General features: G+C 40.2%; 30 protein-coding genes. All 30 read right to left on the reverse strand.

The features are described 5' to 3' along the window. Positions 1–14: 14 nt before the first annotated feature. A complete protein-coding gene (map, locus tag E3U55_RS12930; protein WP_134340902.1) occupies positions 15–761 on the reverse strand; it encodes a type I methionyl aminopeptidase in 747 nt (248 codons plus the stop codon). Beyond that, positions 758–1,411, reverse strand: coding sequence for an adenylate kinase (locus E3U55_RS12935; protein ID WP_134340903.1), 654 nt, complete (start codon positions 1,409–1,411; stop codon positions 758–760). The genes map and E3U55_RS12935 overlap by 4 nt, the downstream gene beginning before the upstream one ends. A gap of 40 nt (positions 1,412–1,451) precedes the next feature. After that, positions 1,452–2,744, reverse strand: coding sequence for a preprotein translocase subunit SecY (gene secY, locus E3U55_RS12940; protein ID WP_134340904.1), 1,293 nt, complete (start codon positions 2,742–2,744; stop codon positions 1,452–1,454). Further along, on the reverse strand, positions 2,744–3,175 hold the full coding sequence (rplO, locus tag E3U55_RS12945) for a 50S ribosomal protein L15 (protein WP_134340905.1): 432 nt from the start codon (positions 3,173–3,175) through the stop codon (positions 2,744–2,746). The genes secY and rplO overlap by 1 nt, the downstream gene beginning before the upstream one ends. A gap of 31 nt (positions 3,176–3,206) precedes the next feature. Beyond that, positions 3,207–3,389, reverse strand: a complete 183-nt coding sequence (rpmD, locus tag E3U55_RS12950; protein ID WP_134340906.1) for a 50S ribosomal protein L30 — start codon at positions 3,387–3,389, stop codon at positions 3,207–3,209. 13 nt (positions 3,390–3,402) lie between these two features. Continuing rightward, complete coding sequence (rpsE, locus tag E3U55_RS12955) at positions 3,403–3,906, reverse strand: 30S ribosomal protein S5 (protein WP_134340907.1); 504 nt, start codon at positions 3,904–3,906, stop codon at positions 3,403–3,405. A gap of 24 nt (positions 3,907–3,930) precedes the next feature. Next, the gene (gene rplR / locus E3U55_RS12960) at positions 3,931–4,293 is read right to left on the reverse strand and encodes a 50S ribosomal protein L18 (RefSeq protein WP_134340908.1); all 363 of its coding nucleotides are present in this window, start codon (positions 4,291–4,293) and stop codon (positions 3,931–3,933) included. 32 nt (positions 4,294–4,325) lie between these two features. Continuing rightward, on the reverse strand, positions 4,326–4,862 hold the full coding sequence (rplF, locus tag E3U55_RS12965) for a 50S ribosomal protein L6 (protein WP_134340909.1): 537 nt from the start codon (positions 4,860–4,862) through the stop codon (positions 4,326–4,328). 26 nt (positions 4,863–4,888) lie between these two features. Then, positions 4,889–5,284: a 30S ribosomal protein S8 gene (gene rpsH / locus E3U55_RS12970; RefSeq protein ID WP_134340910.1), complete on the reverse strand. Its 396-nt coding sequence runs from the start codon at positions 5,282–5,284 to the stop codon at positions 4,889–4,891. A gap of 30 nt (positions 5,285–5,314) precedes the next feature. Then, the gene (locus E3U55_RS12975; protein ID WP_091773731.1) at positions 5,315–5,500 is read right to left on the reverse strand and encodes a type Z 30S ribosomal protein S14; all 186 of its coding nucleotides are present in this window, start codon (positions 5,498–5,500) and stop codon (positions 5,315–5,317) included. 24 nt (positions 5,501–5,524) lie between these two features. Further along, positions 5,525–6,064 carry a 50S ribosomal protein L5 gene (gene rplE / locus E3U55_RS12980; RefSeq protein WP_134340911.1) on the reverse strand — a complete coding sequence of 180 codons (540 nt, stop codon included), beginning with the start codon at positions 6,062–6,064 and terminating at the stop codon, positions 5,525–5,527. Positions 6,065–6,090: 26 nt separating this feature from the next. Further along, the gene (gene rplX / locus E3U55_RS12985) at positions 6,091–6,402 is read right to left on the reverse strand and encodes a 50S ribosomal protein L24 (protein WP_134340912.1); all 312 of its coding nucleotides are present in this window, start codon (positions 6,400–6,402) and stop codon (positions 6,091–6,093) included. A gap of 34 nt (positions 6,403–6,436) precedes the next feature. After that, positions 6,437–6,805 carry a 50S ribosomal protein L14 gene (rplN, locus tag E3U55_RS12990; RefSeq protein WP_134340913.1) on the reverse strand — a complete coding sequence of 123 codons (369 nt, stop codon included), beginning with the start codon at positions 6,803–6,805 and terminating at the stop codon, positions 6,437–6,439. Positions 6,806–6,842: 37 nt separating this feature from the next. After that, positions 6,843–7,106, reverse strand: a complete 264-nt coding sequence (rpsQ, locus tag E3U55_RS12995; RefSeq protein WP_134340914.1) for a 30S ribosomal protein S17 — start codon at positions 7,104–7,106, stop codon at positions 6,843–6,845. Positions 7,107–7,126: 20 nt separating this feature from the next. Further along, on the reverse strand, positions 7,127–7,330 hold the full coding sequence (gene rpmC / locus E3U55_RS13000) for a 50S ribosomal protein L29 (RefSeq protein ID WP_134340915.1): 204 nt from the start codon (positions 7,328–7,330) through the stop codon (positions 7,127–7,129). Next, a complete protein-coding gene (gene rplP, locus E3U55_RS13005; protein WP_134340916.1) occupies positions 7,320–7,754 on the reverse strand; it encodes a 50S ribosomal protein L16 in 435 nt (144 codons plus the stop codon). Before rplP ends, rpmC begins: the two co-directional genes overlap by 11 nt. An 18-nt stretch (positions 7,755–7,772) precedes the next feature. After that, on the reverse strand, positions 7,773–8,417 hold the full coding sequence (gene rpsC, locus E3U55_RS13010) for a 30S ribosomal protein S3 (RefSeq protein ID WP_134340917.1): 645 nt from the start codon (positions 8,415–8,417) through the stop codon (positions 7,773–7,775). Between the two features lie 3 nt (positions 8,418–8,420). Further along, on the reverse strand, positions 8,421–8,765 hold the full coding sequence (rplV, locus tag E3U55_RS13015) for a 50S ribosomal protein L22 (RefSeq protein ID WP_134340918.1): 345 nt from the start codon (positions 8,763–8,765) through the stop codon (positions 8,421–8,423). 19 nt (positions 8,766–8,784) lie between these two features. Beyond that, the gene (gene rpsS, locus E3U55_RS13020; RefSeq protein ID WP_134340919.1) at positions 8,785–9,063 is read right to left on the reverse strand and encodes a 30S ribosomal protein S19; all 279 of its coding nucleotides are present in this window, start codon (positions 9,061–9,063) and stop codon (positions 8,785–8,787) included. Between the two features lie 42 nt (positions 9,064–9,105). After that, positions 9,106–9,939 (reverse strand): 50S ribosomal protein L2, encoded by an 834-nt coding sequence (rplB, locus tag E3U55_RS13025; protein ID WP_134340920.1) that lies wholly within the window; start codon positions 9,937–9,939, stop codon positions 9,106–9,108. Positions 9,940–9,977: 38 nt separating this feature from the next. Beyond that, positions 9,978–10,268: a 50S ribosomal protein L23 gene (rplW, locus tag E3U55_RS13030; RefSeq protein ID WP_134340921.1), complete on the reverse strand. Its 291-nt coding sequence runs from the start codon at positions 10,266–10,268 to the stop codon at positions 9,978–9,980. Beyond that, positions 10,268–10,891 carry a 50S ribosomal protein L4 gene (gene rplD / locus E3U55_RS13035; RefSeq protein ID WP_134340922.1) on the reverse strand — a complete coding sequence of 208 codons (624 nt, stop codon included), beginning with the start codon at positions 10,889–10,891 and terminating at the stop codon, positions 10,268–10,270. Before rplD ends, rplW begins: the two co-directional genes overlap by 1 nt. Positions 10,892–10,916: 25 nt before the next feature. Then, positions 10,917–11,546 carry a 50S ribosomal protein L3 gene (gene rplC, locus E3U55_RS13040; RefSeq protein ID WP_134340923.1) on the reverse strand — a complete coding sequence of 210 codons (630 nt, stop codon included), beginning with the start codon at positions 11,544–11,546 and terminating at the stop codon, positions 10,917–10,919. A gap of 23 nt (positions 11,547–11,569) precedes the next feature. Then, entirely contained in the window at positions 11,570–11,878 is a 309-nt protein-coding gene (gene rpsJ, locus E3U55_RS13045) for a 30S ribosomal protein S10 (RefSeq protein WP_054753888.1), read from the reverse strand. A 690-nt stretch (positions 11,879–12,568) separates the two neighbouring features. Further along, positions 12,569–13,759, reverse strand: a complete 1,191-nt coding sequence (gene tuf, locus E3U55_RS13050; RefSeq protein ID WP_134340924.1) for an elongation factor Tu — start codon at positions 13,757–13,759, stop codon at positions 12,569–12,571. Between the two features lie 120 nt (positions 13,760–13,879). Next, on the reverse strand, positions 13,880–15,958 hold the full coding sequence (fusA, locus tag E3U55_RS13055; RefSeq protein ID WP_134340925.1) for an elongation factor G: 2,079 nt from the start codon (positions 15,956–15,958) through the stop codon (positions 13,880–13,882). Between the two features lie 50 nt (positions 15,959–16,008). Further along, positions 16,009–16,479: a 30S ribosomal protein S7 gene (gene rpsG, locus E3U55_RS13060; protein ID WP_134340926.1), complete on the reverse strand. Its 471-nt coding sequence runs from the start codon at positions 16,477–16,479 to the stop codon at positions 16,009–16,011. 43 nt (positions 16,480–16,522) lie between these two features. Continuing rightward, complete coding sequence (gene rpsL, locus E3U55_RS13065; protein ID WP_134340927.1) at positions 16,523–16,942, reverse strand: 30S ribosomal protein S12; 420 nt, start codon at positions 16,940–16,942, stop codon at positions 16,523–16,525. A 102-nt stretch (positions 16,943–17,044) separates the two neighbouring features. Next, positions 17,045–17,296, reverse strand: a complete 252-nt coding sequence (locus E3U55_RS13070) for a 50S ribosomal protein L7ae-like protein (RefSeq protein ID WP_134340928.1) — start codon at positions 17,294–17,296, stop codon at positions 17,045–17,047. A 111-nt stretch (positions 17,297–17,407) separates the two neighbouring features. After that, positions 17,408–21,019 (reverse strand): DNA-directed RNA polymerase subunit beta', encoded by a 3,612-nt coding sequence (gene rpoC / locus E3U55_RS13075; protein ID WP_134340929.1) that lies wholly within the window; start codon positions 21,017–21,019, stop codon positions 17,408–17,410. Positions 21,020–21,064 lie beyond the last annotated feature (45 nt).

The following is a 21,064-nucleotide window of genomic DNA, read 5'->3' on the forward strand; positions in this document are numbered from 1 at the left end:
ATCATCACCTTCACTTAAGCTTTAGTTAAGATTTCATAACCATCATCGGTAACTACCACTGTATGCTCAAAGTGTGCACAGTTGCTTTTATCATCTGTCACAACTGTCCAATTATCACTTAATGTTCGAACATAACGTTCCCCTAAATTAACCATAGGTTCTATAGCCAAAACCATACCCTTTTTCATTCTTGGACCTTTATTAGGTGGTCCGAAGTTTGAAATGTGAGGGTCTTCATGAAGATTCTGACCAATCCCGTGACCGCCATATTCCCTTACAATCGTAAAGCCATATGGTTCAACATACGACTGGATGGCATGAGAAATGTCAGATAAACGGTTTCCTGGTTTAACTTGCTTTAATCCTTCAAATAGAGAAGTTTCAGTGACTTCAAGTAATTGTTGTGTTTTCTCATCAATGTCTCCAACGGCATAAGTCCAAGCTGAATCACCGTGATAACCTTGGTAATTCGCACCGATATCGATACTAATGATATCTCCATCTTTAAGTGCTCGATCACTCGGAATCCCGTGTACGAGTTCTTCGTTGACCGAAACACAAATGCTGCCACGGAAACCATTATAACCTTTAAAAGAAGGCGTTGCATCCATACTGCGTATGAATTTTTCAGCGATTTGATCAAGCTCTTTAGTTGTAACTCCAGCCTTAATATGAGGCTTTAACTCTTGGTGAGTAAGAGCTACAATCTTACCTGCTTGTCGCATTAATTCGATTTCTCGTGGAGTTTTGTTGATAATCATTTAACAAGGCCTCCGATTTTCTCATCGATTTGTTGGAAAACGACATCAATATCTTGGTCACCATTCACTTCAACTAGATAACCTTTATCATCATAGAAGTTTAATAATGGTTTCATTTGTTCTGAGTTAACGTTTAGACGGTTTTTAACCGTTTCAGGCTGGTCGTCTTCACGTTGGATTAATTTTGCTCCATCATGATCACATACTCCATCAACTTTTGGTGGATTAAACTCAACATGATATGTCGCTCCACACTCTGGGCAAATGCGACGACCCGTTAATCGATCCACAAGTTTATCTTCTGGTACATTCACATGAAGAACATAATTTAATTTTGTATTTAAATCCTCTAATAAAGTTTCAAGAGCTTCAGCTTGAGCAACTGTTCTAGGGAAACCATCAAGTAAAAATCCTTTTTCACAATCTGGTTTACTTAAACGTTCCTTCACAATGCCGATTGTAACCTCATCTGGTACAAGAGCTCCATCATCCATAAAGGACTTTGCTTTTTTACCTAGTTCTGTTCCTTCTTTAATAGCAGAACGGAACATGTCTCCGGTTGATATATGAGGGATATCATATTTTTCAACGATTTTTTCTGCTTGGGTACCTTTACCAGCACCTGGTAAACCCATCAAAATCAGATTCATAATTTCCCCTCGCTCTCATTTTGACATAGCAATAAGTCGTCTATTTAATGAAACCTCTATAATGACGTTTCACTAACTGACTTTCTAGTTGTTTCATCGTATTCAGAGCAACACCAACCACGATTAGTAGACTAGTACCACCAATTTGTACCGCTGCTGGTAAACTTGCAATACTTCCTAAGATAATAGGGAAAATTGAAACAACTGCTAAGAATAGTGCACCAACAAAAGTTAAACGGTAGATAACACGAGTTAAATACGTTTCAGTGTTTTTACCCGGACGAATGCCAGGCACATAACCACCTTGCTTTTGCAGGTTTTCTGCCATTTGTTCAGGGTTAACTTGAACAAATGTATAAAAGTAAGTGAATGCTATAATTAATGCTACATATATTGTCATACCAATTGGCTGAGTATAATCAAAAACGTTTGCTACGATTGATGCAAATTGATTGCCTTCAAAGAAATTAGCAATAGTCTGAGGTGCAATAATAAACGAAATTGCAAAGATAATTGGAATAACCCCAGCTGCGTTAACCTTTAATGGTAAATGCGTAGAGTGTCCTCCAACTGGTGAACGGTTAACCGTTCGTTTTGCATACTGGATTGGTATTTTACGCAATGCCTGTTGGATAAAAATTACCCCAACGATCACAGCGATTACCACAAGTAAAATAATACCTATGATCACTAAGTTTAAGAATAGTTGATCTCCAGCATCTGTAATATATTGTTCGTATAACTGGTTGATACCATTCGGAATCGCCGCAACGATACCGGCAAAGATTAGAATGGAAATACCATTTCCAACCCCATGCTCTGTAATCTGCTCACCAAGCCACATTAAAAATGTTGTACCACCAGTTAATACAACGGCAATAACTAAGAACTTAAATGCGTTAGGGTTTTGAATTAAAGACCCTTGAGTCATATAGTTAAAACCGATTGACATACCGATTGCTTGGATGAATGCTAAGACTACTGTTCCATAACGTGTAAACTGAGCTAACTTTCGACGCCCAACTTCCCCTTGTTTTCTCCACTCCGTAAACTTTGGTACTACATCCATTTGCAATAACTGCATGATAATGGATGCTGTAATGTATGGGAAAATACCCATAGCGAAGACGGAAAATTGACTTAATGCGCCTCCGCCAAATGTATCAATGAACCCAAAAGCGTTCACTTCATCCATCATATTGATTGCTTCACTATTCGTGAAAGGAACCGGAATGAATGATCCAAGTCGGAATACTATTAAGATAGCAAGGGTAAATAAAATTTTGCGTCTAATGTCAGCAACACGGAACATGTTTGCAAAAGTACTAAACATTAGATCACCTCAGTTTGACCGCCCGCCGCTTCAATTGCTTCTTTAGCTGAAGCAGAGAACTTTTGCGCTTTTACCGTTAATTTTTTATCTAGTTTACCGTTTCCTAGCACTTTCACACCTGCTTTTACTTTACTGACTGTACCAGTTTCAAGTAAAAGTTCAGGAGTTACTTCTGTACCATCTTCAAAACGATTTAATGTTTCTAGATTAACAATAGTATACTCTTTACGGTTGATGTTTGTAAATCCACGTTTAGGTAAACGTTGGAATAAAGGCATTTGACCACCTTCAAAACCTGGGCGAGTACCGCCACCTGAACGAGCCTTTTGTCCTTTATGACCACGTCCAGAAGTTTTTCCGTTACCAGATGCCATTCCACGTCCTACGCGGTTACGTTCTTTACCAGAACCTTTTAGTTCGTGAAGTTTCATGTGAGCACCTCCTCTTAACAATCTATTTCAATTAAGCTTCGTTTACTGAAACGAGATGTGACACTTTGTTGACCATTCCTCGAACAGCTGGTGTATCTTCTAATACTACCGTTTGGCGAATTTTATTAAGCCCTAATGCTTTTACTGTATCGCGTTGATCTTGTTTTCTACCGATCAAACTACGAGTGAGGGTAATCTCTAATTTATTAGCCATTTGTTATCCCTCCTTACCCTAATAGTTCGTCAACAGACTTACCGCGAAGTTTCGCAACTTGTTCTGCTGTTTTAAGATTAGCTAAACCTGAAATTGTAGCACGCACCATGTTGATTGGTGTGTTAGAACCTAGTGACTTAGATAGGATGTCACCTACACCAGCAAGTTCTAATACCGCACGAACTGGTCCACCTGCGATGATTCCAGTACCTTCTGCAGCTGGTTTTAATAGAATGTTTCCAGCGCCAAATTCACCGTGAATTTGGTGTGGGATTGTAGTGCCAACTATTGGTACACGGACTAAGTTTTTCTTACCATCCTCAATAGCTTTACGAATAGCTTCAGGTACTTCCTGTGCTTTACCAGTACCGAAACCAACGTGTCCATTTCTATCTCCAACAACTACTAATGCTGTAAAACGGAAACGACGACCACCTTTTACAACCTTAGCAACTCGGTTAACTGTAACTACGCGTTCTTCAATATCTAATTTATTCGGATCGATTGCTGTACGCATGAATTTCCCTCCTTTATCAGTCAATTAAAATTCTAGTCCTGCTTCGCGTGCAGCTTCAGCTAAAGCTTTTACGCGTCCGTGATAGAGGTAACCTCCACGGTCAAATACAACTGACTTAAAGCCATTATCTACTGCGCGTTTTGCAAGTAGTTCTCCTACTTGTTTAGCTGCTTCTACGTTACCCGTACCTTCACCGTTGAATTCAGGGTCAACTGTTGAAGCACTTGCTACTGTATGACCATTTGTATCATCAATTAACTGTGCGTAAATGTGTTTATTTGAACGATAAACATTTAAGCGTGGACGTTCTGCTGTACCTGTAAGAGTACGACGCACACGTCGATGACGCTTTTTACGAACTGCATTTTTATCTGCTTTCGTAATCATTTAGGTCACTCCTTTCTGTCTTTTAACGGATATTATTTAGCAGTTTTACCTTCCTTACGACGTACATACTCACCTTCGTAACGAATACCTTTTCCTTTATAAGGTTCTGGAGTACGAATAGCGCGAATGTTCGCAGCAACTGCTCCTACTTTTTCTTTATCGATACCTTTAACAACAATTTTTGTGTTAGAAGGAGTTTCAATATCAATACCTTCAAGTGGTTCAATTTCTACTGGGTGAGAATAACCAGCATTTACAACCAATTTCTTACCTTGCATTTGCGCACGGTAACCAACACCTTGGATCTCTAGAGATTTTTCAAATCCTTTAGTTACACCATCAACCATGTTGCCGATTAAGCTACGAGTTGTACCGTGTAATGAGCGGTGTTCTTTATTTTCACTAGGACGTTCAACTGAAAGTACGTTATCTTCCACTTTGATTGTCATATCTTCGTGGAACGTACGAGTTAATTCGCCTTTAGGACCTTTAACTGTCACTGTGTTACCATCAAATTTAATTTCAACATCACTTGGAATCTCTAATGTTTTTAAACCTACGCGAGACATACCTTACACCTCCTGACTTTCGAATATTACCAAACGTAAGCTACAACTTCGCCGCCTACAGCTTGTTGACGAGCTTCTTTATCCGTTAAAACACCTTTAGAAGTGGATACTACAGCGATTCCTAGTCCGTTAAGAACTTTTGGAACTTCTTCTGCTTTTGCATATACACGACGTCCAGGTTTACTGATACGTTTAATTCCTGAAATAACACGTTCGTTATCTGAACCATATTTAAGGAAAAGGCGTAGAACACCTTGTTTACTATCTTCAATATATTCGTAATCGCGGATATAACCTTCACGTTTTAGAATATCAACGATATCTCTTTTCAGTTTAGAAGCTGGAACTTCTAATTGATCATGACGAACCATGTTCGCATTGCGAATTCTTGTTAGCATATCTGCAATTGGATCTGACATCATTTCTACATTACCTCCTTCCCACTAACGGGTTTACCAGCTTGCTTTTTTAACGCCAGGAATTTGTCCTTCGTAAGCTAATTCACGGAAACAAATACGGCATAATTTAAATTTGCGAATTACGGAATGCGGACGACCGCAACGTTCACAACGAGTGTATTCACGCACTTTAAATTTTTGTTTGCGTTTTTGCTTTGCGATCATTGACTTTTTAGCCACAATTTTCCCTCCTTATTCAGTAAATTACTGTTTGAAAGGCATACCGAATTGACCTAACAATTCACGAGCCTCTTCGTCCGTATCAGCAGTTGTAACAACTACGATATCCATACCACGTACTTTACTTACTTTATCGTAATCAATTTCCGGGAAAATCAATTGTTCTTTAACACCTAAAGTGTAGTTACCGCGACCGTCGAATGCTTTAGACGAGATACCACGGAAGTCACGTACACGAGGTAGTGATACAGCGATTAACTTTTGTAGAAAATCATACATGCGCTCACCACGAAGTGTAACTTTCGCACCGATAGGCATTCCTTCACGTAAACGGAATCCAGCGATTGATTTCTTCGCTTTTGTAACAGTTGGTTTTTGTCCGGAAATTAGTGTTAATTCCTCAACAGCATTATCAAGCGCTTTAGCGTTCTGAACTGCATCACCTACACCCATGTTGATAACGATCTTTTCAACTTTTGGCGCTTGCATAACTGAACTATAGTTAAATTTCTCAACTAAACTTGGAACAATTTCTTCTTGATATTTTTTCTTAAGTTCGTTCATCTTGTAGACCTCCTTTCAACGCAACACTATTTATCTAAAGGTTCACCTGATTTTTTTGCGATACGTACTTTTTTACCGTCGCGCACTTCATAACCGACACGAGTAGGTTCACCTGTTTTCGGATCGATAGGCATAACATTAGAAACGTGAATCGGCGCTTCTTGGTTCAAGATTCCACCCTGTGGGTTCTCTTGAGAAGGTTTCGCGTGTTTTTTCACGTTGTTAATTCCTTCAACCAAAACGCGTTCTTTTTTAGGATACGCTTCTAAGATTGTGCCTTCTTTACCTTTATCTTTACCAGTGATTACTTTGACTTTATCACCTTTTTTTACATGCATGAATCGTGCACCTCCTTGCAAGGCATAATCTTCATTATAATACTTCTGGAGCTAGGGAAACGATCTTCATAAACTGTCTTTCACGTAATTCACGAGCAACAGGTCCGAAGATACGAGTTCCACGTGGACTTTTATCATCTCGAATGATTACTGCTGCGTTTTCATCGAAACGAATATATGAACCGTCTTTACGGCGCATGCCACTCTTAGAGCGTACAATAACAGCTTTAACGACCTCACCTTTTTTGACAACGCCACCTGGTGTTGCTTGTTTAACTGAACAAACAATTACGTCACCAATGTTAGCTGTTTTACGTCCTGAACCGCCTAAGACTTTAATAGTTAATACTTCACGAGCACCTGAGTTATCAGCAACTTTTAGACGAGATTCTTGTTGGATCATAGGATTTGTTACCTCCCTTCGGATTCAAACCGAGCGATTATATAATTACAGCTTCTTCTACAATTTCGATTAAACGGAAACGTTTTGAAGCTGATAACGGGCGAGTCTCCATAATTGTAACAACATCGCCTGCTTTTGCTTGATTGTTTTCATCATGAGCTTTGAATTTCTTTGAGTATTTTACACGCTTACCATAAAGCGGGTGGAATTTATAAGTTTCTACTAGAACTGTAATGGTTTTATCCATTTTGTCAGAAACAACGCGTCCAGTATAAACCTTACGATCTTTACGTTCACTCATTGAGGCTGACCTCCTCTCAATTATCTGTTAGTAATGCCGATTTCTCTTTCACGAATAACTGTTTTCATACGAGCAATTGCTTTTCTAACTTCACGGATACGTACCGTGTTTTCAAGTTGACCAGTTGCTAGTTGAAAGCGTAAATTAAACAGTTCTTCTTTTAAAGATTTGACGTTTTGTTCGATTTCGGCAGTGGTAAGTTCTCTAATTTCGTTAGCTTTCATTGCTATCACCACCAATTTCTTCGCGTTTTACGAACTTCGTTTTAACTGGAAGTTTATGAGATGCTAAGCGTAATGCTTCACGAGCAACCTCTTCGTTCACTCCAGCGATTTCAAACATAATTTTTCCTGGTTTTACTACTGCAACCCAGCTTTCTGGAGAACCTTTACCTGAACCCATACGTACTTCTAAAGGTTTTGCAGTTTTTGGTTTGTCTGGAAAAATTCTAATCCAAACTTTACCGCCACGTTTCATGTAACGAGTCATTGCAATACGGGCTGCCTCGATTTGACGGCTTGTAATCCATGCACCTTCTAGTGCTTGAAGACCGAACTCACCAAATGATACTTCTGTTCCACCTTTTGCACGACCTTTAAGGCTAGTGCGGTGTTGTCTACGATATTTTACACGTTTAGGCATTAACATATTGCGAATCCCCCTTCCTTATTTTTTATCAGTTTTTGTTGGAAGGACTTCTCCACGGTAGATCCACACTTTTACTCCAAGCTTACCGTAAGTAGTATCTGCTTCTGCAGTACCATAAGCGATATCAGCACGTAAAGTGTGAAGTGGTACAGTTCCTTCGTTATATTGTTCCGCACGAGCAATATCCGCACCGCCTAGACGACCAGATACTTGCGTTTTAATACCTTTAGCGCCTGCGCGCATAGCACGTTGAATCGCTTGTTTCTGTACACGACGGAAAGAAACACGATTTTCTAATTGACGCGCAATGTTATCTGCAACTAATGTTGCGTCTAATTCTGGTTTCTTCACCTCAACGATGTTGATGTGAACACGTTTACCAGTTAATTCACTTAACTTAGTACGTAGTGCTTCTACTTCTGATCCACCTTTACCAATAACCATACCTGGTTTTGCTGTGTGGATTGAAATGTTAATACGGTTTGCAGCACGTTCAATCTCAACTAAAGATACTGCTGAATCCTTTAAACGTTCTTCAATATATTCACGAACCTCAATGTCTTCATGTAAAAGGTCAGCGTAATCTTTCTCTGCGTACCATTTTGATTCCCAGTCACGAATTACACCGACACGAAGACCTTTAGGGTTAATTTTTTGACCCACTGATTATCCCTCCTTCTTTTCTGATACCACAACTGTAATGTGGCTTGTGCGTTTGTTAATCGCGCTTGCACGACCTTGTGCGCGTGGGCGGAAACGTTTAAGTGTTACACCTTCGTTTACGAAAGCTTCTGTAATAATTAAATTATCCGCATCTAGTTCATAATTGTGCTCAGCATTTGCTACTGCTGATTTTAAGACTTTTTCTATGATTGGTGAAGCTGCACGGTTAGTGTGTGCTAGAACTGCGAAAGCTTCGCCGACTTCTTTTCCTCGAATTAAATCAATTACCAAACGAGCTTTACGAGGAGCAATACGAACCGTTTTAGCTACTGCTTTAGCTTGTTGCATCATGCTAACCTCCTCTCAATTAGCGGTTTGTTTTCTTATCGTCACCGGAATGACCTTTGAACGTACGTGATGGAGCAAACTCACCTAGTTTGTGTCCAACCATGTCTTCCGTGATATAAACGGGTACATGTTTACGGCCGTCATATACTGCGATTGTGTTTCCTACAAAGTTAGGGAAAATTGTAGAACGACGCGACCATGTTTTAATGACCGTTTTTTTACTGTTTTCGTTCATATTTTCGACTTTTTTCATTAAATGATCATCCACGAAAGGTCCCTTTTTTAAACTACGACCCATGAATAAACCTCCTTCCGTCTTTAAGCCGATTGGCTAAAGCGATTATTTCTTCTTGCGACGACGTACAATAAATTTATCTGACTGTTTATTGCGTTTACGTGTTTTAAGTCCAAGCGTAGGTTTACCCCATGGTGACATAGGAGATGGAAGTCCGATTGGAGCACGACCTTCACCACCACCGTGTGGGTGATCGCTTGGGTTCATAACAGAACCACGTACTGTTGGGCGAATGCCTTTCCAACGTTGACGTCCTGCTTTACCAACTCTTACAAGTTCATGTTCAATGTTACCAACTTGACCGATAGTCGCACGGCAAGTTCCAAGAATCATACGAGTTTCACCTGACGCTAAGCGTACAAGTACGTATTTTTCTTCTTTACCTAAGATTTGTGCTTGAGCACCAGCTGAACGTACTAATTGTCCTCCACGACCTGGTTTAAGTTCGATGTTGTGTACAATTGTACCTACTGGCATTTTGTTTAATGGTAATGCGTTACCTGTTCTGATGTCAGCACCTTCACCTGACATGATTTGCTGGTCTACTTTTAGACCTTTAGGCGCAAGGATATAACGCTTTTCACCGTCTGCGTAATGAATTAACGCAATGTTTGACGAACGGTTTGGATCGTATTCGATTGTAGCAACGCGACCAGGTATTCCATCTTTATCACGTTTGAAATCAATAATACGATATTGACGTTTGTGTCCTCCGCCTTGATGACGAACCGTTAATTTCCCTTGGTTATTACGACCTGCACGTTTTTTTACTGGTGCAAGTAGGGATTTTTCTGGCGTTGAAGTCGTAATTTCGTCATTTGTTAATGTCGACATGTTACGACGGCCATTACTAGTTGGTTTATACTTTTTGATCGCCATCTGTTTTCCCTCCTTTTAATTAAATAGTTTTTATCGACTTACGCACCTTCAAAGAAGTCTAATTCTTTGCTATCAGGTGTTAAAGTAACAACTGCTTTTTTACGATCAGGACGGTAGCCTTCGTAACGTCCCATTCTTCTTTTCTTACCTTTTAAGTTGATAGTGTTAACTTGATCAACTTTTACTCCGAAAATAGTTTCAACGGCATTTTTGATTTCCGTTTTGTTAGCTTTTGTTGAAACCTCAAACGTATATTTTTTCTCAGCCATTAAATCTGCAGAGTGTTCTGTGATAATTGGGCGCTTAATGATATCTCTTGGTTCAGTCATTATGCAAGCACCTCCCCTGCTTTTTCCGCTGCTTCCTTAGTGATGAACAGCTTGTCATACTTTAGTAAATCTAATACATTAACTTGTTCTACTGTTAGAACATGCACGCCTTTAAGGTTGTTAGCCGAACGTTCGATGTTTTCATCTTTGTCAGCAACAACAATTAAAGCTTTTTCATTTACATCAAAACTGTTTAGTAATTGAACAACTTCTTTCGTTTTAGGAGCTTCAATGCTTAAACCTTCTAATACAAAGATATCTTCACTTTGTACTTTAGTAGATAAAGCAGAACGAAGCGCTAAACGACGAACTTTTTTAGGTAGTTTGTAGCTATAGCTACGTGGTGTAGGACCAAATACAGTTCCACCACCTACCCATTGTGGAGAACGGATAGATCCTTGACGAGCACGACCCGTACCTTTTTGACGCCATGGTTTACGACCGCCACCACTTACTTCAGAGCGACCTTTCACTTTGTGAGTACCCTGACGTAATGATGCACGCTGCATCACAACTGCGTCTTTTAATACCGTTTCGTTAGGTTCAATTCCAAAAACTCCATCAGTAAGCTCAACATCGCCTACTTTAGAGCCAGTTTGATTGTATAGTGCTACTTTAGGCATGACATATCCTCCCTTCGTTTAATATTTAGTTAGCCTTAACCGCACTTGAAATTTCAACGTAAGATTTCTTCGCGCCAGGTACATTACCTTTTACAAGAATTACGTTGTTCTCTGTATCTACTTTAACAACATCTAAGTTTTGGATAGTTACAGTTTTGCCACCCATTTGTCCAGGTAATTTTTTACCTTTGAATACGCGCATTGGGTCAATAACACCCATCGCACCTGGAGAACGGTGATAATGTGAACCGTGAGTCATAGGACCACGAGATTGATTATGACGTTTGATCGCACCTTGGAAACCTTTACCTTTTGAAGTTCCAGTGACGTCAATTTTTTCTCCTGCTTCAAAAATATCCACGCTAAGCTCTTGACCTACTTCATACTCATCAAGACTAACGTTACGGACTTCGCGAATGAAGCGCTTAGGCTTTGTATTAGCCTTTTCAGCATGGCCTTTTTCCGGTTTGTTTGCATTTGCTTCTTTTTGATCCGCAAAACCTAGTTGAATAGCTTCATAGCCATCATTTTCAATTGTTTTCTTTTGAAGAACCACGTTACCTTCAGCTTGAATAACTGTAACAGGTACTAGCTCACCAGTTTCAGAGAACAATTGAGTCATTCCGATTTTGCGTCCTAAGATTCCTTTCGCCATCCGTTACACCTCCTAAAAATGTTTTATAATTTAATTTCGATATCAACGCCTGATGGTAGGTCTAAACGCATTAGAGAATCTACTGTTTGTGGCGTTGGGCTCAGAATGTCAATCAAACGCTTATGTGTGCGCATTTCAAACTGCTCACGAGCATCTTTGTACTTGTGCACCGCACGTAAGATTGTGTATACAGAGCGCTCTGTTGGCAATGGAATCGGACCAGACACCTCTGCTCCTGAACGTTTTGCCGTTTCTACGATTTTTTCCGCTGATTGATCTAACACACGATGATCGTATGCTTTTAAGCGGATACGGATTTTTTCTTTTGCCATTACTTTCCCTCCTTTTCGTCTATCTTTACAACAGACATACTCCGTGAAAATTTCCTCCACACTCGCCATGGCAAAGGGGCCGGGTGTGTCAGCAACCTTCCACTTCATCGCCTAATGTTATGACTGCAACATTAAACATTATACAGAATATCCCTGCGTTTAGCAAGAGAATTCAACAAAGTTTCTTCGCAATCACTTTTGTTATTATACTAAGGTTTGGCGAGGCTTTCAACCGCTAGAGTAATATTCAGAAAACTCACTACAAACATCTATAAAAACAACTTCCTAAAGTACATTATTGACAAGTTTTATGTTATTATTTTTTTGTTAAAATTTTATATTAATCGCACTAAGTTGTTGTATGGTGATGAGCGAAGATGGAGTCTCCTGGTCGACTAAGAACGGCCACGTCCTGCGCCTGCGGTTACTCGGTGCAAAATAACGCAAAGAAATATAGCAAGTAGCTTTTGTGGCCACCGTCGACACTTGACCGTCCAGGTCTTCGGAAAGCGTCCACCGAAAGCGATTCACCATAACAACAACGGCCTTTAGCGAACGACTAAATGATCTCGTGAATTGGTGCATAGTAACTTTCTTATTTAAAAGATTTATAAATAACAAAAAAATTTAATAGTAAACAAAAAAGAGATTACCGAAGATCGGTAATCTCTTTTTGAATTAACAATTATATTATTTAACGATTGTAGAAACTACGCCAGCGCCTACTGTACGGCCACCTTCACGGATTGAGAATTTAGTACCTTCTTCAATCGCTACTGTAGTGATTAGCTCAACGTCCATTTCAACGTTATCGCCAGGCATTACCATTTCTACTCCTTCTGGTAGCTGGATAACACCAGTTACGTCAGTTGTACGGAAGTAGAACTGTGGACGATAGTTTGTGAAGAATGGAGTATGACGTCCACCTTCTTCTTTAGATAGAACATATACTTCAGCTTTGAAGTTTGTGTGTGGAGTGATTGAACCAGGCTTAGCTAGTACCTGACCACGAGAGATCTCTTCACGAGAAACACCACGTAGTAGTGCACCAATGTTGTCACCAGCTTCTGCATAGTCAAGAAGCTTACGGAACATTTCTACTCCAGTAACAGTTGTTTTGCTTGATTCTTCAGCAAGACCGATGATGTCAACTTCGTCACCAACAGATACTTGACCACGCTCAACACGGCCTGTAGCAACAGTACCACGACCAGTGATTGAGAATACGTCCTCAACAGGCATCATGAATGGTTTGTCAGTGTCACGATCTGGAGTTGGGATGTACTCATCAACTGCATCCATTAGTTCATAGATAGCGTTAACGTACTGCTCTTCACCTTCGATAGCCATTAGAGCTGAACCTTTAACTACTGGTACATCGTCACCAGGGAAGTCATATTCAGATAATAGGTCACGAACTTCCATTTCTACTAATTCTAGAAGCTCTTCGTCGTCTACCATGTCGCATTTGTTTAAGAATACAACGATAGCAGGTACACCTACCTGACGAGAAAGTAGGATGTGCTCACGAGTTTGTGGCATTGGACCGTCAGCTGCAGATACAACTAAGATCGCGCCGTCCATTTGTGCTGCACCTGTGATCATGTTTTTAACATAGTCAGCGTGACCTGGGCAGTCAACGTGTGCATAGTGACGAGTGTCAGTTTCGTACTCAACGTGAGCTGTAGAAATTGTGATTCCACGCTCTTTTTCTTCAGGAGCACCGTCGATTTGGTCATATGCCATTGCAGTACCTTTACCTGATTTCTTGTGTAATACAGTAGTGATTGCTGCTGTTAGAGTAGTTTTACCGTGGTCAACGTGTCCAATAGTACCAATGTTCACGTGTGACTTGGAACGGTCAAATTTTTCTTTACCCATTTATATTTCCTCCTTAAAAATTAAAATTTATGTTTTATTTGTTCAGTTGCCCCCCTAATTTTACAATAGGAGACAACTGTTTACAATAAAAGTTATAAGGGATTTGACGAAAAACGTCAATTATTCCCCAGAGTTTTTCTTAACAATTTCTTCAGAAATACTCTTCGGTACTTCTTCATAGTGACTGAAATGCATTGTGTAAGTTCCACGACCTTGAGTGTTTGAACGTAATGCTGTTGCATAACCAAACATCTCTGCTAATGGAACAAATGCATTAACTACTGATGCGTTACCACGTGAACCCATACCTTCTACACGTCCACGACGAGATGTAACGTCACCCATGATATCACCCATGTATTCTTCTGGTACAACGATTTCTACTTTCATCATTGGTTCTAGTAATACAGGGTTACATTTGTTTTTAGCTGCTTTAAGCGCCATTGACGCTGCAACTTTAAAGGCAGTTTCGTTAGAGTCAACATCGTGGTAAGAACCATCATATAATGTTGCTTTAACATCGATTAATGGATAACCAGCTACAACACCATTCTCTAAAGCTTCAGAGATACCCGCTTCAACAGAAGGGATGTATTCTTTTGGTACAACACCACCGACGATTTTGTTAACGAATTCGAAGCCAGCGCCTTCTTCGTTTGGCTCAAACTTAACCCAAACGTGACCGTATTGTCCACGACCACCAGACTGACGTACGAATTTACCTTCAACTTCAGCTGATCCACGGAATGTTTCGCGGTAAGCAACCTGTGGAGCACCTACGTTAGCGTCTACTTTAAACTCACGCTTTAGACGGTCAACAATGATGTCTAGGTGTAATTCACCCATACCATGAATGATTGTTTGACCAGTCTCTTCGTTAGTCTCAGTACGGAATGTAGGGTCTTCCTCTGCTAGTTTACCAAGAGCAATCGCCATTTTATCTTGGTCAGATTTAGTTCTTGGTTCAATTGCTACTGCGATAACCGGGTCAGGGAATTCCATAGACTCAAGAATTACTAAGTTCTTTTCATCACATAGAGTGTCCCCTGTAGCTGTGTCTTTCAAGCCAACACCACCTGCGATATCACCAGCGTAAACTGCGCTTACTTCTTCACGGTGGTTTGCGTGCATTTGTAGGATACGACCTACACGCTCACGCTTATCTTTTGTTGAGTTCTTAACGTAAGAACCACTGTTTAAAGTACCAGAATAAACACGGAAGAATGTTAACTTACCAACATAAGGGTCAGTCATAACTTTAAATGCAAGTGCTGAGAAAGGCTCGTTGTCATCAGACTTACGAGATGTTTCTTCCTCTGTACCAGGAACAATACCTTCAATTGGAGGTACGTCTAATGGTGATGGAAGATAATCAATTACTGCATCTAGAAGTAACTGTACACCTTTGTTTTTGAAGGCTGAACCACACATAACAGGATAAAATTCAACGTCACATGTAGCTTTACGGATTGCTGCTTTTAATTCAGCAGTTTCGAAATCTTCACCTTCTAGGTACTTCATCATAAGATCTTCATCAAGCTCTGCGATTGCTTCTACTAAGCGACCACGATACTCTTCTGCTTGATCTTTGTACTCATCAGGTATTTCAGTTGCTTTAGCACGAGTTCCTAGGTCATCTTCATAGAAGTAAGCTTGCATTTCGACTAAGTCGATGATTCCTTCGAACTGATCTTCAGCACCGATTGGTAACTGAATTGGGTGCGCGTTAGCACCTAGGCGATCCTCTAGTGTACCTGTAGAATAAATGAAATCCGCACCTACTTTGTCCATCTTGTTGATGAACACAATACGAGGCACCCCGTAAGTAGTGGCTTGTCGCCAAACTGTTTCTGTTTGTGGTTCAACACCAGATTGCGCATCAAGTAACGCAACTGAACCATCAAGTACACGTAATGAACGTTCAACCTCTACTGTGAAGTCTACGTGTCCAGGTGTATCGATGATGTTAATACGATGGTCCTTCCATTGAGCTGTTGTCGCAGCTGACGTGATTGTAATACCACGCTCTTGCTCCTGCTCCATCCAGTCCATTTGAGAAGCACCTTCGTGAGTTTCTCCCAGCTTATGGATACGTCCTGTATAGAACAGGATACGCTCCGTAGCTGTTGTTTTACCGGCATCGATGTGAGCCATGATACCGATATTACGATATTTTTCTAAGGAGAACTCTCTAGGCATATTCATTTCTCCTTCCTGTATTTGAGCTAAATTGTATGGTTAATATATTATTACCAACGATAGTGAGCAAACGCTTTGTTCGCTTCAGCCATTTTGTGCATTTCTTCACGGCGTTTAACCGCTGCACCTGTATTATTTGCTGCATCAAGAATTTCATTAGCTAAACGTTCTTCCATCGTTTTTTCACCGCGTAGACGCGCATAGTTAACGATGAAACGTAAACCTAATGCTTGACGACGCTCTGGGCGTACCTCAACTGGTACTTGGTAGTTTGAACCACCAACACGTCTAGCACGAACTTCTAGTACAGGCATTACGTTTTTCATTGCTTCTTCAAATACGTCCATAGCGTTTTGACCGCTACGCTCTGATACTAGATCAAACGCATTATAAAGAATTTTTTGAGCAACACCTTTTTTACCGTCAATCATGATTTGGTTGATTAAACGAGTCACTAGTTTTGAGTTATGAATTGGATCTGGTAATACATCTCTTTTAGGAACTGATCCTTTACGTGGCATACAAAGTTCCTCCTTTCTACGTGGGGTTTATCTTTTTAGCGACTTATTTTTTAGCCTTTGGTTTTTTAGCACCATATTTAGAACGGCTTTGCATACGACCTTCAACACCAGCTGTATCTAGTGCACCACGTACGATGTGGTAACGTACCCCTGGTAAGTCTTTTACACGTCCACCACGGATTAATACAACACTGTGTTCTTGCAGGTTGTGACCAATCCCTGGAATGTAAGCCGTAACTTCGATTTGGTTAGATAAACGTACACGAGCGTATTTACGAAGTGCCGAGTTCGGTTTCTTCGGTGTCATTGTCGCAACACGTGTACATACACCACGCTTCTGTGGAGAAGGGTTGTCAGTAAACTTCTTCTTATATGAGTTAAACCCTTTATTTAAAGCTGGTGAGTCAGACTTTTTACCTCTTGATTTACGACCTTTACGTACCAATTGGTTAATAGTTGGCATGTTTGTTTCCTCCCTTCTTAATTGCTGATTCTAATACCACACATCCAGGTGGTTCATTATTGGGCAAAAAAACAAACTCGACACACATTATGTGCATAAAGTTTATTTTCTAATTGCCACAGCAGCTGCTCCGACATCAATACCGCATGCTTCACCTAGTTTTTTCATAGATTCAACAAAAACGATCTTTACACCATTGTCGTTTGCTGCTTTCAATACTTTATCAGTTATACGTCGTTCAGCATTCTCTGCTACGACGACCTCAAGTACCTCTCCATTTTTCATGGATTTGAGCACTTGTTTAGCTCCAATAATTAAACTGTCTTTAGCCTGTGCTACTTTTTCATAAGACATAAAGTTATCCTCCAAAGTAACAAGGTTATATGAAGCACCTTGAATATATTATCATTGAGATATAGTGTTGTCAATAAAAATTACAAATGAATTCAAGGCGCTTCAACCTTTTTATATTTCTGTTGTGACTTCTTCTTCTTCTACTTCTTGAGTTTCTACTACTTCTTTATTTCCTTCAAGTTTGCGATATTTAGCTAAACCAGTACCAGCAGGCACAAGCTTACCAATAATAACGTTCTCTTTCAGGCCTAGTAGGTCATCATACTTACCTTTGATTGCTGCATCTGTTAGGACACGAGTTGTCTCCTGGAATGATGCTGCGGATAAGAATGAATCTGTCTCAAGTGAAGCTTTTGTAATACCTAGAATGATTGGTTTAGCCACTGCCGGCTGTTTGCCTTCCAAGATTACTTGACGGTTCGCTTCTCTGAATTGGTTAACATCGAGTAATGAACCAGGGATAACATCTGTATCACCAGATTCAATAACACGAACTTTATTAAGCATTTGACGAACCATAACTTCAACGTGTTTATCGCTGATTTCAACACCTTGCATACGATAAACTTTTTGAACTTCTTTTAACAAGTACTCTTCGACACCTTGCAAGCCTTGAGCTTTGATTAGTTCTTTCGGGTCAATTGAACCTTCAGTTAACGCCTGACCAGCAATTACTTCTTCGCCTTCTTCAACTTTCATTCTTGCATTGTAAGGCGTTGTGTAAGTGCGGCTTTCAACGGCACCTTGAACGACAATCTCTTTCTTGTCTTTCACATCGTTAACTTCTACAACTTTACCTTCAATCTCACTAATCACCGCTTGACCTTTCGGGTTACGCGCTTCAAAAATCTCTTGGATACGCGGTAAACCTTGTGTGATATCGTCTCCTGCTACACCACCTGTGTGGAAGGTACGCATTGTAAGCTGTGTACCCGGCTCACCGATTGATTGTGCAGCGATGATACCAACAGCTTCACCTGTTTCAACACGATCACCTGTCGCCATGTTACGACCATAACATTTAACACAAGCACCATGATGTGTATTACAAGTAAATACAGAGCGAATCACTACAGATTCTATTCCAGAGTCAATAATTGTCTTGGCTTTGTCTTCTGTAATTAATTCATTACGATCAACAATAACATCGTTAGTCTCTGGGTTTACAACTTTTCTGAATGCTGTACGTCCGATTAAACGGTCGTATAATGGTACAATCTCTTCGTTACCTTCGCGGAGTGTTTCTACTGTCATGCCACGGTCAGTTCCACAATCATGCTCTCGAATAATCACATCTTGAGCAACGTCTACTAGACGACGAGTTAGGTAACCTGAGTCCGCAGTCTTAAGTGCTGTATCAGCTAGACCTTTACGAGCACCGTGAGTTGAAATGAAGTACTCCAATACTGTTAGACCTTCACGGAAACTTGATTTGATCGGTAATTCAATAATCTTACCAGATGGGTTCGCCATAAGACCACGCATACCCGCTAGCTGTGTAAAGTTTGATGCGTTACCACGTGCACCAGAGTCACTCATCATAAAGATAGGGTTAAGCGGTTCTAATGAAACCATTAGTTTTTCTTGAATTTGATCTTTTGCTTCAGTCCAAGTTGCAATTACGCGATCATATCTTTCATCTTCAGTGATTAGACCACGACGGAACTGTTTAACGACTTTATCAATTTTCCCTTGTGCTTCATCCAAGTATTGTTGCTTCTCTGATAATACAACGATATCAGATACACCAATTGTAATACCGGCTTTTGTTGAGTATTTAAAACCTAAATCTTTCATTTTATCTAGCATCTTAGATGTTTCAGTGATCTTATAATGCTTGAACACTTCTGCAATAATATCGCCTAAGATACCTTTTTTGAATGGATTAATTAAATCTCTATTCTTAAATTCTTCTTTAAGATCCGTTGTCATATCAACAAAATATTGATCAGGTGTACGTTCTTCTAAATTGTAAGAAGTCGGCTCATTCATATACGGGAATGATTCAGGTAACATATCGTTAAAGATAAGTTTACCAATTGTTGTCACTAACATTTTGCCGTTCTGTTCCTCAGTGAAATGAGGATTACCTAAAGAATTAGCTTTAATTCCTACCCGGCTGTGCAAGTGTACATAACCGTTATCATAAGCTAAAATCGCTTCTTCATAAGAAGAGAATATTCTACCTTCACCCAACGCAGCTTCACGTTCTAATGTCAGGTAATAGTTACCTAATACCATATCCTGTGAAGGTGTAACAACTGGTTTACCGTCTTTAGGGTTTAAGATGTTTTGTGCTGCAAGCATTAAAATACGGGCTTCTGCTTGAGCTTCCGGTGACAATGGTACGTGAACAGCCATTTGGTCACCATCAAAGTCAGCATTATAAGCTGTACATACTAACGGGTGAAGACGAATCGCACGACCTTCAACAAGCGTTGGTTCGAAAGCCTGAATACCTAAACGGTGAAGTGTCGGTGCACGGTTTAATAGTACTGGGTGCTCTTTAATAACATCTTCTAATACATCCCAGATTTCTGGGCGTAAACGCTCGATACTGCGCTTAGCTGATTTAATATTATGAGCTAAACCACGATCGACTAATTCACGCATGACGAATGGCTTAAATAACTCAATCGCCATTTCTTTAGGCAGACCACACTGATACATTTTCAGGTTAGGTCCCACAACGATAACCGAACGTCCAGAGTAGTCAACACGTTTACCAAGTAAGTTTTGACGGAAACGTCCTTGCTTACCTTTTAACATGTGAGATAGAGATTTTAATGGACGGTTACCCGGTCCAGTAACTGGACGACCACGGCGACCGTTATCAATTAGAGCATCCACAGACTCTTGAAGCATACGCTTCTCGTTCTGAACAATAATTGTAGGTGCGCCTAGATCTAATAAACGTTTTAAACGATTATTACGGTTAATCACTCGACGGTATAAATCGTTTAAGTCTGATGTTGCAAAACGACCACCATCTAATTGAACCATTGGACGTAATTCTGGTGGGATGATTGGAAGTACATCCATAATCATCCAGTCAGGATTGTTTCCTGAATTACGGAACGACTCTAATACTTCAAGGCGCTTAATCGCACGTGTACGACGCTGACCTTGAGCCGTCTTTAGCTCTTCTTTAAGCTCTTGAACTTCACGGTCTAAATCCACATCTTGCAATAATTTACGGATGGCTTCAGCACCCATATTAGCCTTAAACGTATTACCATACTTTTCATAGTAAGCACGGTATTCTTTCTCCGTTAATAGCTGTTTTTTCTCTAAAGGTGTATCACCTGGGTCAGTCACAATATAAGAAGCAAAATAAATGACTTCTTCTAATGCTCTAGGTGATAAATCTAGAACTAGACCCATACGACTTGGGATCCCCTTGAAGTACCAAATGTGAGAAACAGGGGCAGCTAATTCAATGTGCCCCATACGCTCACGGCGAACTTTAGCTTTTGTTACTTCAACACCACAACGGTCACAAACGACGCCTTTATAACGGACACGCTTGTATTTTCCGCAGTGACACTCCCAGTCCTTTGTAGGTCCGAAAATACGCTCACAGAACAAACCGTCTTTTTCCGGTTTTAACGTACGATAGTTAATGGTTTCTGGCTTTTTAACTTCACCGAAAGACCATGAACGGATCTTATCAGGTGAAGCTAATCCTATTTTCATAAACTCAAATCTGTTTACATCGATCAAGGAGCCTACCTCCCTCATATTTTAAACGAATTAATTTAATGACTA

Origin of the sequence: Filobacillus milosensis (assembly GCF_004402015.1) — a bacterium.
In the GTDB taxonomy this organism is placed as follows: domain Bacteria; phylum Bacillota; class Bacilli; order Bacillales; family Alkalibacillaceae; genus Filobacillus; species Filobacillus milosensis.

Coding starts and splice junctions, on each gene's coding strand:
- map (WP_134340902.1), bottom strand. CDS start 761: ATGATTATCAACAAAACTCCACGAGAAATCGAATTAATGCGACAAGCA.
- E3U55_RS12935 (WP_134340903.1), bottom strand. CDS start 1,411: ATGAATCTGATTTTGATGGGTTTACCAGGTGCTGGTAAAGGTACCCAA.
- secY (WP_134340904.1), bottom strand. CDS start 2,744: ATGTTTAGTACTTTTGCAAACATGTTCCGTGTTGCTGACATTAGACGC.
- rplO (WP_134340905.1), bottom strand. CDS start 3,175: ATGAAACTTCACGAACTAAAAGGTTCTGGTAAAGAACGTAACCGCGTA.
- rpmD (WP_134340906.1), bottom strand. CDS start 3,389: ATGGCTAATAAATTAGAGATTACCCTCACTCGTAGTTTGATCGGTAGA.
- rpsE (WP_134340907.1), bottom strand. CDS start 3,906: ATGCGTACAGCAATCGATCCGAATAAATTAGATATTGAAGAACGCGTA.
- rplR (WP_134340908.1), bottom strand. CDS start 4,293: ATGATTACGAAAGCAGATAAAAATGCAGTTCGTAAAAAGCGTCATCGA.
- rplF (WP_134340909.1), bottom strand. CDS start 4,862: ATGTCTCGCGTAGGTTTAAAAACATTAGAGATTCCAAGTGATGTTGAA.
- rpsH (WP_134340910.1), bottom strand. CDS start 5,284: ATGATGTCAGATCCAATTGCAGATATGCTAACAAGAATTCGCAATGCG.
- rplE (WP_134340911.1), bottom strand. CDS start 6,064: ATGAACGAACTTAAGAAAAAATATCAAGAAGAAATTGTTCCAAGTTTA.
- rplX (WP_134340912.1), bottom strand. CDS start 6,402: ATGCATGTAAAAAAAGGTGATAAAGTCAAAGTAATCACTGGTAAAGAT.
- rplN (WP_134340913.1), bottom strand. CDS start 6,805: ATGATCCAACAAGAATCTCGTCTAAAAGTTGCTGATAACTCAGGTGCT.
- rpsQ (WP_134340914.1), bottom strand. CDS start 7,106: ATGAGTGAACGTAAAGATCGTAAGGTTTATACTGGACGCGTTGTTTCT.
- rpmC (WP_134340915.1), bottom strand. CDS start 7,330: ATGAAAGCTAACGAAATTAGAGAACTTACCACTGCCGAAATCGAACAA.
- rplP (WP_134340916.1), bottom strand. CDS start 7,754: ATGTTAATGCCTAAACGTGTAAAATATCGTAGACAACACCGCACTAGC.
- rplV (WP_134340918.1), bottom strand. CDS start 8,765: ATGCAACAAGCTAAAGCAGTAGCTAAAACGGTTCGTATTGCTCCTCGT.
- rpsS (WP_134340919.1), bottom strand. CDS start 9,063: ATGGGTCGTAGTTTAAAAAAGGGACCTTTCGTGGATGATCATTTAATG.
- rplB (WP_134340920.1), bottom strand. CDS start 9,939: ATGGCGATCAAAAAGTATAAACCAACTAGTAATGGCCGTCGTAACATG.
- rplW (WP_134340921.1), bottom strand. CDS start 10,268: ATGACTGAACCAAGAGATATCATTAAGCGCCCAATTATCACAGAACAC.
- rplD (WP_134340922.1), bottom strand. CDS start 10,891: ATGCCTAAAGTAGCACTATACAATCAAACTGGCTCTAAAGTAGGCGAT.
- rplC (WP_134340923.1), bottom strand. CDS start 11,546: ATGGCGAAAGGAATCTTAGGACGCAAAATCGGAATGACTCAATTGTTC.
- rpsJ (WP_054753888.1), bottom strand. CDS start 11,878: ATGGCAAAAGAAAAAATCCGTATCCGCTTAAAAGCATACGATCATCGT.
- tuf (WP_134340924.1), bottom strand. CDS start 13,759: ATGGGTAAAGAAAAATTTGACCGTTCCAAGTCACACGTGAACATTGGT.
- fusA (WP_134340925.1), bottom strand. CDS start 15,958: ATGCCTAGAGAGTTCTCCTTAGAAAAATATCGTAATATCGGTATCATG.
- rpsG (WP_134340926.1), bottom strand. CDS start 16,479: ATGCCACGTAAAGGATCAGTTCCTAAAAGAGATGTATTACCAGATCCA.
- rpsL (WP_134340927.1), bottom strand. CDS start 16,942: ATGCCAACTATTAACCAATTGGTACGTAAAGGTCGTAAATCAAGAGGT.
- E3U55_RS13070 (WP_134340928.1), bottom strand. CDS start 17,296: ATGTCTTATGAAAAAGTAGCACAGGCTAAAGACAGTTTAATTATTGGA.